Here is a 13,298-nt window from a genome sequence, read left to right as displayed (position 1 = left end):
GGTGCCGCCGAGCCGCAGGCGCTGCTGCTCGGCGGTGAGGCCGGCGTCGGCAAGACCCGGCTGGTCGAGGAGTTCGCCGCGGTCGCCTGCCGCGAGGGTGCGGTCGTCGCGCTCGGCGGCTGCGTGGAGATCGGTGCCGACGGGCTGCCGTTCGCCCCCTTCTCCAGCGCGCTGCGCACCCTGCGGGCCGCCCTGCCCGACGAGTGGGCCGCGGCCGCCGCCGGCCAGGAGGAGGAACTGGCCCGGCTGCTGCCGGAACTCGGCGAGGCCACCACCAGCCGCCACGACGAACAGGGCACGGCCCGCCTCTTCGAACTCGCCGCCCGGCTGCTGGAACGGATCGCCGCCGACCGCACCGTGGTCCTCGTCCTTGAGGACCTGCACTGGTCCGACGCCTCCACCCGCCACCTCCTCGCCTACCTGCTGCGCACCCTGCGCGCCGGCCGGCTCGTCGTCCTCGCCACCTACCGCTCCGACGACATCCACCGCCGCCACCCGCTGCGTCCCCTGCTCGCCGAACTCGACCGAATGCGCACCGTCCACCGCCTCGAACTGGCCCGGTTCAACCGGGAGGAGGTCGGCCGTCAGATCGCCGGCATCCTGGCCACCGAACCCGACCCCGCCCAGGTCGACGAGATCTTCGACCGCTCCGACGGCAACGCCTTCTTCGTCGAGGAACTCGCCGTCGCCGGCGCCGAGAGCTGCTGCACCGGCCTCACCGACTCGCTGCGCGACCTGCTCCTGGTGCGCGTCGAGGCACTGCCGGAGAGCGCCCAGCGGGTCGCCAGGATCGTCGCCGAGGGCGGCTCCACCGTCGGGTACCGGCTGCTGGAGGCCGTCGCCCGGCTCGCCGAGGACGACCTCATCGAGGCGCTGCGGGCCGCCGTCGGCGCCAACATCCTCACCGCCACCCCGGCCGGCGACGGCTACCGCTTCCGGCACTCCCTGGTCCGCGAGGCCGTCGCCGACGACCTGCTGCCCGGCGAACGCTCGCGGATCAACCGGCGCTACGCCGAGGCACTGGAGGCCGACCCCACCCTGGTGCCGGCCGACGCGCGGGCGACCCGCCTCGCCAGCTACTGGTACCAGGCCCACGATCCCGCCAAGGCACTTCCCGCCGTCCTCGACGCCTCCGTCGTGGCCCGCCGCAGGCACGCCTACAGCGAGCAACTCAGGCTCCTGGAAAGGGCCATGGAGCTGTGGGACACCGCCCCCGAGGAGATCCGCGCCGCCCTGCGCCCCGTCGACTACACCGACGTCTACCCTCCCTGCGGCTGCGACCCGGCCACCGCCCCGCTGCGCTACCTCGACCTGATGGCGGAGGCAGCGGTCGCCGGCCGCTTCTGCGGCGAACGGGAACGCGCCCTGAAGATCACCAAGAAGGCACTGCGGATCCTGGAGGAGGAGGGTGACCCCCTGCGCGCCGCCTGGTTCTGGGTGCAGCGCTCCCGGCTGGTCCAGGCCCTGGCGCGGGGCGACGGCTGGCAGGAACTCGGCACCGCCCAGGACCTGGTGCGCGGCCTGCCGCCCTCGGAGGTGCACGCCGACGTGCTGGCCAACGTCGCCGCCTGGTCCATGCTCCACGAACCCGGCCCGGAGGCCTTCGCCGCGGCGGAACGGGCCGTGGAGTACGCCCGGATGGTGGGCGCCCGCGAGATCGAGCTCAACGCGCGCCTCACCCTCGGCGGCCTCATGGTCGACGCGGGCGACGTCGAGGCCGGACTGACGGAGATGGCCCGGGTCAAGGAGGCCGCGCTCCAGGAAGGCGTGGCGCACGTCGCGGGCCGCGCCTACGTGAACCTGCCGTCCGAACTGGAGGCGGTCGGCCGTTCCCGGGAAGCCGTGGTGCTGCTGCGCGAGGGCCTGGCCTTCACCCGCAGGTTCGGGCTGCTGGATGCGGAGGCCTGGATCTGGGACAACCTCTCCGACTCGCTGTACACGCTGGGGCAGTGGGAGGAGGCCGCCGAGGCCGCGGTGGGCGCCCTCGGCTCCGCGGCCGGCGCCAAGCCCCGGGGCTCCAGCGCCCTGCGTCTCGCCCATCTCGCCCTGGCCCGGGGCGACATCGCCGAGGCGGGCCGCCAGCTGTCCGTCGCCTGCGCCCACCTCGGCACCCATGACCCCATGCCCGAGCAGTGGCTGCCGGTGGCCCGCGTCACCATCGGCGTCGCCGCCGGGGAAGGGCGCCTCCACGACGCCCGCGCCGAACTGCACCGCGCCCTGGAAGCGGGCTTCCCGCCGGGCACCCAGCGCTACGGCTGGTCCGTGCTGCTGGCCGCCGCCACCGCCGAGGCCGACGCCCGTGCCCTGCCCGCGGCCGCCGAAGGCCGCGCCGAGGTCCTCGACCGGCTCACCGAAGCGGTGCGGAAGCTCGCCACCGGTGTGCCCGTCTGGCAGGCGTACGAGCGCTGGACCCGCGCCGAACTGCACCGCGCCCGCGGCACCGACACCGCCGCCCTCTGGTCCGACGTGGTCACCGACTTCGAGACCCTGGACCGCCCCTACGACCTCGCCCGGGCCCGCCGCCGCCTCGCCCAGGCTCTGCTCGAGGAGGCCGCCGGTGACGACGAGCGCGAGCGGGCACGGGAACTGCTCCGCCTGGCCGGTGCGGTCGCCGAGCACCTGGGCGCCCGTCCGCTGGCGGAGGCCGTGGCCCTGCTCGCCCAGCGCGCCCGTCTCACCCTCACCGCCAGGACCCCCGGCCGGGCCCTCGACCCCGCCGAGAGCCTCGGTCTCACCAGCCGGGAGCGGGACGTACTGCGCCTGGTCTCGGCCGGCCGCACCAACCGTCAGATCGCCGGCGAGCTGTTCATATCCCCGAAGACCGCCAGCGTCCACGTCTCGAACATTCTGGGCAAGCTGGGCGTTGCAGGGAGGGGCGAGGCAGCGGCGGTGGCCCACAGACTGGGGTTGTTCCCCGCCGAGGCGCTCGACCCGACCAGGTAGGGGACCGGCACAGGAGGCACCGTGTTCAACATGTTCGACGAGCTCTTCGCACCCGGTCGCAAACACACCCACGACGAGCAGAAACGGCTGGAGCTCACCCGGGAGGACGTGGGGGACACGGATCCCGGACGCGGTCCGATAGACCTCGCGTCCGGCAAGGTCGTCATACGGCTTCCGCAGGAGGAGCCCGAGGAGGAGGCCGCCGCCGACTCCGCCGCCGACTCCGGCGACGACGAGGTGTGAGCGGTGCCGCCTACTTCACCTCCAGCTCGAGAATCCGGTCGTCGCCGGCCTTCGGCCTGCCCCGTCCGTCCGTGTTGCTGGTCACCAGCCACACCTTGTCGCCGCCCGCCGCCACCACCGTCCGCAGTCGGCCGTACTCGCCGGTGAGGAAGGCCTGCGGCGCGGCGGCCGCGGTCGTGCCCCTGAGCGGAACACGCCACAGCCGCTGCCCCTTCAGGCCCGCCATCCAGATGACCCCGTTCACGTAGGCGATCCCGCTGGGGGAGGCGTCGTCGGTGTGCCACTGGGCGATCGGGTTCACGTACTTCGGGTCGCCGGACCTGCCCTCCGCGTTGGGCCAGCCGTAGTCGCCGCCGGGCTTGATGGCGTTCAGCTCGTCCCAGGTGTCCTGGCCGAACTCCGAGGCGAACAGCCGCTGCTCGTCGTCCCAGGCCAGGCCCTGCACGTTGCGGTGGCCGTAGGTGTAGACGGGCGAGTTCGGGAACGGGTTGCCGGGGGCCGGATCGCCCTCCGGGGTCAGCCGCAGGATCTTCCCGCCCAGTGACCCCTTGTCCTGGGCGAGACCACGCTGCCCGCTCTCGCCGGTGCCGGCGTAGAGCATGCCGTCGGGACCGAAGGCGATCCGGCCGCCGTTGTGGATGAACCCCTTGGGGATGCCCTTGAAGACCGTGTCGGGCGCGCCCAGTTGCTCGTCGGCCGGTTTGTCGCCGTCCCACAGCATCCGCACGATCCGGTTGTCGGAGGCCGAGGTGAAGTACGCGTAGATCATGCGGTCCGAGGCGAAGCCGGGCGAGAGGGCGATACCGAGGAGCCCGCCCTCACCGGCGGCGGACACCCCGGAGACGACACCGAGCTCGGTGATCTTCCCGGTCTTCTCGTCGACCCTGCTGATCGTCCCGTCGTCCCGGTCGGAGACCAGCAGTCCGCCCCCGTCCGGCAGCGGCGCGAGCCCCCAGGGCGACTTCAGCCCCTCGGCCACCGTGCGCACCACCTTGACCGACCCCTTGGCGGGCGCGACGGCCTCGGCGGACGCGGAGGCGGACGCCCCGGCCGACGCACTTTCGGCCCAGGGCGGCGTGGGCGCCCCGCCACCCCCGCCCCCGGAGGAACACCCGCCGACGAGCAGCACCCCGGCCGCGGCCAACACAGCGGTCACACCTCGACGTTGCACGATCACGGTCCTTCCGGCAGCTCTCTGCCCGACGTTAGTGCAGAGCGCGCCCCAAAGGGGCGCGGGACCGTGTCGATGTGCGGCTCCGCCGCGTGGGCGCGACCAGCCAAGGTCACTCAGTCCCACGACCCCTGCGCCGCAGGCAGCCGCCCCAGCTCGGCAAGATCCCCCGCACTCAGCCGCACACCCACGGCCCCGGCGTTCTCGGCCACCCACCGTCCCCGCTTGGTCCCCGGCACCGGCACCACATGCGCCCCCTGCGCCAGCACCCACGCCAGCGCCACCTGAGCGGCGGTGACCTCACCCCCGTACCGCCCCGCGACCCTCCGCAGCCCCGCGACGATCGGCTGGTTCGCCGCCATCATCTCCGCCGTGAACCGGGGATGCCGGGCCCGCAGGTCATCCGGCTCGAACCCCTCACCCGGCCTGAGCGTCCCCGTGAGGAAACCGTTGCCCAGCGGCATCGCGGCGAGGAAGCCGACGCCCCGCGCCGCGCACCATGGCAGCAACGCCTCCAGCGCCTCCGGTGACCACACCGACAGTTCCGCCTGCACCGCGGTCACCGGAAACACCTGCTGCACTCGCCGAAGCTGCCGCAACGTGGCGTCGTGCATCCGCGCCCCCGACCTGCGCCCCCCGCGCGCCCCCACGGCGCACAGCCCCAGCGCGCGCACCTTCCCCGCCTGCACCAGTTCCGCCATCGCGCCCCAGGTCTCCTCGACGGGAACCTCGGGATCGGCGCGGTGCAACTGGTAGAGGTCTATGACGTCCGTCTGGAGCCGGCGCAGCGACGCGTCACAGGCCCGCTTCACATACCCGGGCCGGCCGTTCGCCACGATGTGCTGGTCGCCCACCAGCAGCCCCACCTTCGTCGACACGAAGGCATCGGCCCGCCGCTCCCTGAGCACCCGGCCCAGCAGCAGCTCGTTGGTGAACGGCCCGTACATGTCCGCGGTGTCCAGCAGGGACACGCCCAGGTCCAGCGCCCGGTGCACCGCTCTCACCGACTCGTCGCCCCGCTGTCGCGAACCGTTGTACGCCCAGCTCATCGGCATGCACCCGAGTCCGACGGCCCCCACCGCGAGCGCCCCCGCGCCGATCGTCCTGCGCTCCACCAGCCCGTGAACCTCCTTCGTGGACCCCCAACCTAACCTCTGCACGATCACGCGCCTGACGTAGGGCCTGCCCGGCCGGACCCGCCGGACAGGCCCTAGCCTCCTGACCATGACCCAAGACGCATGGCTGCCCATCCCGCCGGACGAGTTCACCGAGCTGCCCGAAGGGCTCGACTATCTGTTCTGGGACGGTGGCCAGGAGTTCCCCGGTGACCCCGCCGACTGCGCCGTCTACGTCGTCCCCTACATGAAGCGGCAGCCCGTGAAGGTGCGGCCGCTGGCGGGGATGCGCAACGTCCGGCTCATCCAGACCCTCACCGCCGGCGTCGACGACATGATCGCGGCCAAGGACCTCATCGTCCCCGGCGTCCAGCTGTGCAACGCGCGCGGCGTGCACGAGGCGAGCACCGCCGAACTGGCGCTCGCCCTGACGCTGTCGTCACTGCGCGGCATCCCGGGATTCGTCCGGGCCCAGCAGCAGGAGCACTGGCAGAGCGGCTTCCACCCCGCCCTCGCCGACCGCAACGTCCTCATCGTCGGCTACGGCGCCATCGGCGAGGCCGTCGAGGACCGGCTCGTGCCCTTCGAGGTTGCGCGGGTGGCGCGCGTTGCGCGCTCCGGGCGCGCTTCGGCGCGCGGTCCCGTGCATCCGCTCACCGAACTGCCGAATCTGCTTCCGGAAGCCGATGTCGTCATCCTTTCCACGCCCCTCACGGACACCACACGCGGCCTCGTCGACGCCGAGTTCCTCGCCCGGATGAAGGACGGCGCACTGCTGGTGAACGTCGCACGCGGGCCCGTCGTGGACACCAAGGCGCTGCTCGCCGAACTGGAGAGCGGCCGTATCACCGCGGCCCTGGACGTCACCGACCCCGAACCGCTGCCGGCCGGCCACCCCCTGTGGCAGGCGCCGGGCGTCCTGATCAGCCCTCATGTCGGCGGCCCCACCTCGGCTTTCCTGCCGCGCGCCACACGCCTCGTCACCGATCAGTTGAACCGCTTCGTGAACCGGGAGCCGCTGCGCAACGTGATCCTTACGACGGGATCCGCCGCCGACTGACCCTCGCGGCAACGCCCCCGCAATCCGCTTCCGGTACGGTCCGCAACCTTCCGGGCGCGGTGCGTGCGGGCATAGTCGCTGGTCGTCACGGAGCGTAGAGAAGCTATGTCCCTGAGTGACGAGACTGGTGTATCGTCCCGACAGGGGCTGCGCCGTGAGCCGTTCGGCGCCGGGGACGGACATTTCAGATTTGTGAGGGGGGCGACGGGCGATGCACGGCCTATGGACGAACGATCCGACGCGGCGGAGCCGCCGGCGGCGACCCTGGCGCACAGCTGCGCGCCGACGCGGCCACCACACCAGCCATCACCAGCACGGGCACCGCGGACGGCACCCCCACCCAGCGCACCGGAGCCCGAGGCACCCGGGAGCGGCGCGGGCCGGGAGGGTCCGGTGACAGCGCCGACGCCTGTGAGGACCACCCTCCCCGGAGCGCTGCGGGCACAGCCTCCGGCCGGGAAGCCGCATCCCCGCCCGCCGGCCACCGGCGGCCGGACCGGCATGGTCCGCCAACTCGTCCTGGCCCTGATCTGCGCGGGATACGCCGTCGGTTCCGCGTTCGACTGGGGCTCGAACCAGATCGCCCTGTTCATGGGCGACTTCGGTCTGACCGCGGCCGCCGGCACCGCCGCCGTGTCGTGCTTCGTCTACGCCCGCTCCCCGCGGGTCCGCTTTCGATCTGCCTGGCTGCTGTTCGCCCTCTCCTCGGCGATGGCGGCCCTGGGCAACGCGGTCTGGGGATGGTACGAGGTCGTGCTCCAGCGGCCGGTGCCCAGCCCCAGCTACGCCGACCTGTTCTTCCTGTGCTTCGCGCCGCCCGCCATCGTCGGCCTGCTGGTGCTGGCCAAGCGGCCGGTGACCAAGGCCGGCTGGATCTGCCTGGGCCTCGACGCCTGGCTGATCGGCGGCTCGCTGCTCACCCTGTCCTGGAGCCTCGCGCTCGCCCAGGCCGCCCGGTTCGACGGGCCCAGCGTCGCGCACACCGCGCTCTCGCTGGCGTACCCGCTGCTGGACATCGCCCTGGTCAGCATGGTGCTCGCGCTGCACTTCCGGCGTTCGCCCGGCAACCGCACCGCGGTGAACACCGCGATCGGCGCGCTCGCGCTCACCGTGATGTGCGACGCCCTGTTCACCTCACCGCTGCTGCACAGCAGTTACCGCTCGGGTCAGCTGCTGGACGCGGGCTGGTTCGCCGGTTCACTGCTGCTGGCGTACGCCCCCTGGGCCGCGCCCCGGCCCCAGGGCGCCCAGGAGCCCGACGGGCACACCCGTGTCGTCCACGAGCACGTGCCCGGCGGCCGGGCCCCGGCGCCCAGGCAGCCGTCCGCGCCCATCCCCGGAGGGGATCACAGCCGGTACCCGGCCGGCCGGCCGATCACCGGCTCCCTGGCCGCGCTCACCCCGTACCTGGCCGCCGGCGTGTGCACCCTGGGCATCCTCTACAACGTCCTCGACGGCCGCAGCCCGGACCACGTGGTCCTGATCACCGCCGGCTGCGTGGTCCTCGCGCTCGTCGTGCGCCAGGGCATCATGCTGCTCGACAACATCACCCTCACCCAGGAACTGGCGCAGCAGGAGAACCACTTCCGCTCCCTGGTCCAGGGCTCCAGCGACGTCATCATGATCGCCGCACCCAACGGCATCCTCCGGTACGTCTCCCCGGCGGCCGCCGGTGTCTACGGGCGGACCGCCGAGGACCTGGTGGGCTCGGAACTGGCCAGCCTCATCCACCCGGAGGACCTCGGCTGCGTGGTGCACGAGGTGCGCCGCTTCCTCGCCGCCAGGCCCCAGGAGGAGCCGACCACCCGGATCGAGTGCCGCTTCCGGTCCGGCGAGGGCGGCTGGCTCAATGTCGAGTCCACCGTCAACCGGCACCACGGCGGCCTCATCTTCAACAGCCGGGACGTCACCGAGAGAGTGCGGCTGCAGGCGCAGCTCCAGCACAACGCGGAGCACGACCCGCTCACCGACCTGCCCAACCGCGCCCTGTTCACCCGGCGCGTGCAGCAGGCGCTGTCCGGCCGCCGCTCCTCGGACCGGGGCCCCGCACTGCGGAACACGGCGGTGCTCTTCATCGATCTGGACGGGTTCAAGGCCGTCAACGACACGATCGGGCACCAGGCCGGGGACGAACTGCTCGTCCAGGCCGCGCGCAGACTCCAGGACGCGGTCCGCCAGGGCGACACCGCCTCCCGGCTGGGCGGCGACGAGTTCGCGGCGCTGATCGTCGGGGACGGCACCCGTGACCGCAGTGCCCGGGAGCGGCACATCCTGGAGCTCGCCGACCGCCTCAGGGTGACCCTCTCCCAGCCGTACCTGATTGACGGCAACGATGTCCGTGTCAACGCGTCCATCGGCGTCGCCTTCGCCGAACCGGGCCTCGGCGCGGGCGAGTTGCTGCGCAACGCCGACCTGGCGATGTACCGCGCCAAGTCGGCCGGGAAGGGCCGCGTCGAGCTGTACAAGCCGCAGATGCAGCAGGACGTCGTACGCAAGGCGGAACTGGCCACCCGGCTGCGGGCCGCGCTGCACGACGGCGAGTTCGCGCTGCTGCACCAGCCCGTGGTGTGCCTGGAGAACGGCCGGATCGAATCGGTCTCCGCGCAGGCGCGCTGGCGCTCCTCGCAGGGAGTGCTGTTCACGCCGGCCGAGTTCCTGCGGGTGGCCGAGGACAGCGACAAGACCGCCGAGCTGGACCGGTGGATCTTCCAGGAGGCGGTCGAGCAGGCCGCCGAGCGGGCCGCGGGCGGGCTGGTGGTGCCGGTCGCCGTGCGCCTGAGCGCCCGGCGGCTGCTGGACCGGTCCTCGCCGCTCGGCTCCGTGGAGGCCCTCCTCACCCGGCACGGGCTGCCCTCCGGGGCACTGGTCCTGGAGCTGTCCGACACCGACCCCAGGATCCCGCTGGACGAGCTGGAGCGCCGGCTCACCGCGCTCAGCAGGCTCGGCGTCCGGATCGCGTTGGACGGCTTCGGCAGCGGCTACGCGGCGATCACGGCGCTCAGGAAGCTCCCCGTCGACGTACTCAAACTGGACCGCGGTCTGGTCGAGGGCGTCGTCGAGTCGCCCCGGCTGCACAAGATCACCAGCGGACTGCTGCGGATCGCCTGCGACCTGGGCCTCCAGTCCGTGGCCGAGGGCGTGGACCTGCCCGAACAGGTCACCGCCCTGCGCGCGATGGGGTGCACCCACGGCATGGGCATGGCCTTCTCCGGCCCGGTGGACGAGTACCGGCTGCGCCGGGCGCTCGGCTCCGGCCACTACCCGGTCCCGCACGCGCCGGCCGAGCCGGTCTTCGCAGGGGGTGGCGCGGGGGTGTACACCAGTGGTGTCCCCGCGGTGCTCGGAGGCGGAAGTGCCCTTCGCTCACATAATGAGACTCCCGTCCCACCCACTTGACACGTGGTGCGCGTCAGAGGGAGGGTCAGTCCCATGCGCACCCGAATTCTCGTACTTGGACAGCGCGTCGGCTGAGCTGGGACCCACCGGAGACGGCTCCGGAAACCCCAGCGACCACACCGGCGCGCTCCCCTCGCTTGCCTTTTGGCACGAGGGGTTTTTTGTTGCACCAGCACCACTCGTACAGCATGCGTACGGCAGCAGAATTCCGTACGAACCTCGCAAAAACCCTCAGCATCGAGAAGAGAATGCCGATGACCGAGCAGGCCACCGGGGCCCACCATCCGCAGCCGCGGCCCCGTTCCGGAGGACAGCAGTCCGCCCCCGTCGAGCACGTCACGGGTGCGAAGTCCCTCATCCGCTCCCTCGAGGAGGTCGGCGCTGACACGGTATTCGGCATCCCCGGTGGCGCGATCCTGCCCGCCTACGACCCGCTGATGGACTCCACCCGGGTGCGCCACGTCCTGTGCCGGCACGAGCAGGGCGCCGGTCACGCGGCCACCGGCTACGCGCAGGCCACCGGCAAGGTCGGCGTCTGCATGGCGACCAGCGGCCCGGGTGCCACCAACCTGGTGACGCCGATCGCGGACGCGCACATGGACTCGGTGCCGCTCGTGGCGATCACCGGCCAGGTCGCGTCCTCCTCGATCGGTACGGACGCCTTCCAGGAGGCGGACATCGTCGGCATCACCATGCCGATCACCAAGCACAACTTCCTGGTCACCAAGGCCGAGGACATCCCGCGGACCATCGCCCAGGCGTTCCACATCGCCTCGACCGGCCGTCCCGGCCCGGTCCTGGTCGACATCGCCAAGGACGCCCTCCAGGCGAAGACCACCTTCTCCTGGCCGCCGGTGATGGACCTGCCCGGCTACCGCCCGGTGACCAAGCCGCACGCCAAGCAGATCCGCGAGGCCGCCAAGCTGATCACGTCCGCGAAGCGGCCCGTCCTCTACGTCGGCGGCGGCGTCATCAAGTCGCGGGCCACCGCCGAGCTGAAGGTCCTCGCCGAACTCACCGGAGCGCCCGTCACCACCACCCTGATGGCGCTCGGCGCGTTCCCCGACAGCCACCCGCTGCACGTGGGAATGCCGGGCATGCACGGTGCGGTCACCGCCGTCACCGCGCTGCAGAAGGCCGACCTGATCGTCGCCCTCGGAGCCCGTTTCGACGACCGTGTCACCGGCAAGCTGGACAGCTTCGCCCCGTACGCGAAGATCGTCCACGCCGACATCGACCCCGCGGAGATCGGCAAGAACCGCGCCGCCGACGTGCCGATCGTCGGGGACGCCCGCGAGGTCATCGCCGACCTGATCCAGGCCGTGCAGAAGGAGCACAGCGAGGGCCACCAGGGCGACTACAGCGCCTGGTGGAAGGACCTCTCCCGGTGGCGCGACACCTACCCGCTCGGCTACGACCAGCCGGACAACGGCTCGCTCTCCCCGCAGCAGGTCATCGAGCGGATCGGGCAGCTCGCCCCGGAGGGCACGATCTTCGCGGCGGGCGTCGGCCAGCACCAGATGTGGGCCGCGCACTTCATCCAGTACGAGAAGCCCGCCACCTGGCTGAACTCCGGCGGCGCCGGAACCATGGGCTACGCGGTCCCGGCCGCCATGGGCGCCAAGGCCGGCGCGCCCGGCAACACCGTCTGGGCGGTCGACGGCGACGGCTGCTTCCAGATGACCAACCAGGAGCTCACCACCTGCGCCCTGAACAACATCCCGATCAAGGTCGCCATCATCAACAACGGCGCCCTCGGGATGGTCCGCCAGTGGCAGACCCTCTTCTACAACCAGCGGTACTCCAACACGGTGCTGCACTCCGGGCCGGACGACGTCAACCCGGACGCGCGCGGCACCCGCGTCCCCGACTTCGTCAAGCTGTCGGAGGCCATGGGCTGCCACGCCATCCGCTGCGAGTCCCCGGACGACCTCGACAAGGTCATCGAAGAGGCGAACTCCATCAACGACCGCCCCGTCGTCGTCGACTTCATCGTCCACGAGGACGCCATGGTGTGGCCGATGGTCGCCGCCGGCACCTCCAACGACGAGATCCTGGCCGCCCGGGACGTCCGCCCCGACTTCGGCGACAACGAAGACGACTGAGCGAGAGAGACGCAGAAAACATGTCCAAGCACACGCTCTCCGTCCTGGTGGAGAACAAGCCGGGCATCCTGGCCCGGATCGCGGCCCTCTTCTCCCGCCGCGGCTTCAACATCGACTCGCTCGCCGTCGGAGTCACCGAGCACGCCGACATCTCCCGCATCACGATCGTGGTGAGCGTCGAGGCCCTGCCGCTCGAACAGGTCACCAAGCAGCTCAACAAGCTCGTCGAGGTGCTGAAGATCGTCGAACTGGAGCCGGGTTCGGCCGTTCAGCGGGAACTCGTTCTGGTGAAGGTGCGCGCCGACAACGAGACGCGCTCCCAGATCGTGGAGATCGTCCAGCTGTTCCGCGCCAAGACCGTCGACGTCTCCCCGGAGGCCGTCACCGTCGAGGCCACCGGAAGCAGCGAGAAGCTGACCGCCATGCTCAAGATGCTGGAGCCGTTCGGCATCAAGGAACTGGTCCAGTCCGGCACCATCGCGATCGGCCGCGGCGCCCGCTCGATCACGGACCGCTCCCTGCGCGCCCTCGACCGTTCTGCGTAAGGCTTGAGTCAGCCTTTGTACGGGCGGCCGACGGCCGTCGGCCGCCCGTATGCCGAGACCCCGAGACTTCCCTTCCACCCGCCGTCATACGGTGGGACGCAACATCTGCACACCAAGGAGAGAACCCAAAGTGGCCGAGCTGTTCTACGACGCTGACGCCGACCTGTCCATCATCCAGGGCCGCAAGGTCGCGGTCATCGGCTACGGCAGCCAGGGCCACGCCCACGCGCTGTCGCTGCGCGACTCCGGTGTCGACGTCCGTGTCGGTCTGCACGAGGGCTCCCAGTCCAAGGCGAAGGCCGAGGAGCAGGGCCTGCGCGTCGTGACCCCGTCCGAGGCCGCCGCCGAGGCCGACGTCATCATGATCCTGGTCCCGGACCCGATCCAGGCCAAGGTCTACGAGGAGTCCATCGCTCCCCACCTGAACGACGGCGACGCCCTGTTCTTCGGCCACGGCCTGAACATCCGCTTCGGCTTCATCAAGCCCCCGGCCGGCGTCGACGTCTGCATGGTCGCCCCGAAGGGCCCGGGCCACCTGGTGCGCCGCCAGTACGAGGAGGGCCGCGGCGTCCCCTGCATCGTGGCCGTCGAGCAGGACGCCACCGGCAACGGCTTCGAGCTGGCCCTGTCGTACGCCAAGGGCATCGGCGGTACCCGCGCCGGCGTCATCAAGACGACCTTCACCGAGGAGACCGAGACCGACCTGTTCGGTGAGCAGGC

The 13,298-nt window shown here is 71.8% G+C and carries 9 protein-coding genes; 7 read left to right on the top strand and 2 right to left on the bottom strand.

The genetic code is table 11. The features are described from left to right. A partial coding sequence (locus tag ABZ646_RS25525; RefSeq protein ID WP_360523211.1) for an AAA family ATPase occupies window positions 1-2,943 on the top strand: 2,943 nt, incomplete at its 5' end. A 21-nt stretch (window positions 2,944-2,964) separates the two neighbouring features. Next, window positions 2,965-3,186, top strand: a complete 222-nt coding sequence (locus ABZ646_RS25520; RefSeq protein ID WP_360523208.1) for a DUF6191 domain-containing protein — start codon at window positions 2,965-2,967, stop codon at window positions 3,184-3,186. Window positions 3,187-3,196: 10 nt separating this feature from the next. Here the strand turns inward: ABZ646_RS25520 and ABZ646_RS25515 are convergent, their stop codons facing one another. Together ABZ646_RS25515 and ABZ646_RS25510 are read right to left on the bottom strand one after the other, a co-directional pair. After that, the gene (locus tag ABZ646_RS25515; protein WP_360523205.1) at window positions 3,197-4,342 is read right to left on the bottom strand and encodes a PQQ-dependent sugar dehydrogenase; all 1,146 of its coding nucleotides are present in this window, start codon (window positions 4,340-4,342) and stop codon (window positions 3,197-3,199) included. A gap of 131 nt (window positions 4,343-4,473) precedes the next feature. Further along, entirely contained in the window at window positions 4,474-5,472 is a 999-nt protein-coding gene (locus tag ABZ646_RS25510) for an aldo/keto reductase (RefSeq protein WP_360523202.1), read from the bottom strand. Window positions 5,473-5,581: 109 nt separating this feature from the next. On the opposite strand from ABZ646_RS25510, the gene ABZ646_RS25505 reads away from it, so the two are divergent. From ABZ646_RS25505 to ilvC, 5 genes are all read left to right on the top strand, one after another. Then, entirely contained in the window at window positions 5,582-6,532 is a 951-nt protein-coding gene (locus ABZ646_RS25505; protein WP_360523200.1) for a 2-hydroxyacid dehydrogenase, read from the top strand. A gap of 393 nt (window positions 6,533-6,925) precedes the next feature. Then, window positions 6,926-9,928: an EAL domain-containing protein gene (locus ABZ646_RS25500; protein WP_360523197.1), complete on the top strand. Its 3,003-nt coding sequence runs from the start codon at window positions 6,926-6,928 to the stop codon at window positions 9,926-9,928. A 254-nt stretch (window positions 9,929-10,182) separates the two neighbouring features. After that, window positions 10,183-12,033 carry an acetolactate synthase large subunit gene (locus tag ABZ646_RS25495; protein WP_360523194.1) on the top strand — a complete coding sequence of 617 codons (1,851 nt, stop codon included), beginning with the start codon at window positions 10,183-10,185 and terminating at the stop codon, window positions 12,031-12,033. 20 nt (window positions 12,034-12,053) lie between these two features. Next, window positions 12,054-12,578 (top strand): acetolactate synthase small subunit, encoded by a 525-nt coding sequence (ilvN, locus tag ABZ646_RS25490; protein ID WP_093498923.1) that lies wholly within the window; start codon window positions 12,054-12,056, stop codon window positions 12,576-12,578. A 130-nt stretch (window positions 12,579-12,708) separates the two neighbouring features. Next, on the top strand, window positions 12,709-13,298 hold a 590-nt coding region (gene ilvC, locus ABZ646_RS25485), incomplete at its 3' end, for a ketol-acid reductoisomerase (RefSeq protein ID WP_360523190.1).

Source organism: Streptomyces sp. NPDC007162 (genome assembly GCF_040634175.1).
Lineage (GTDB): Bacteria > Actinomycetota > Actinomycetes > Streptomycetales > Streptomycetaceae > Streptomyces.
This window is presented reverse-complemented; position numbering and strand designations above follow the sequence as displayed.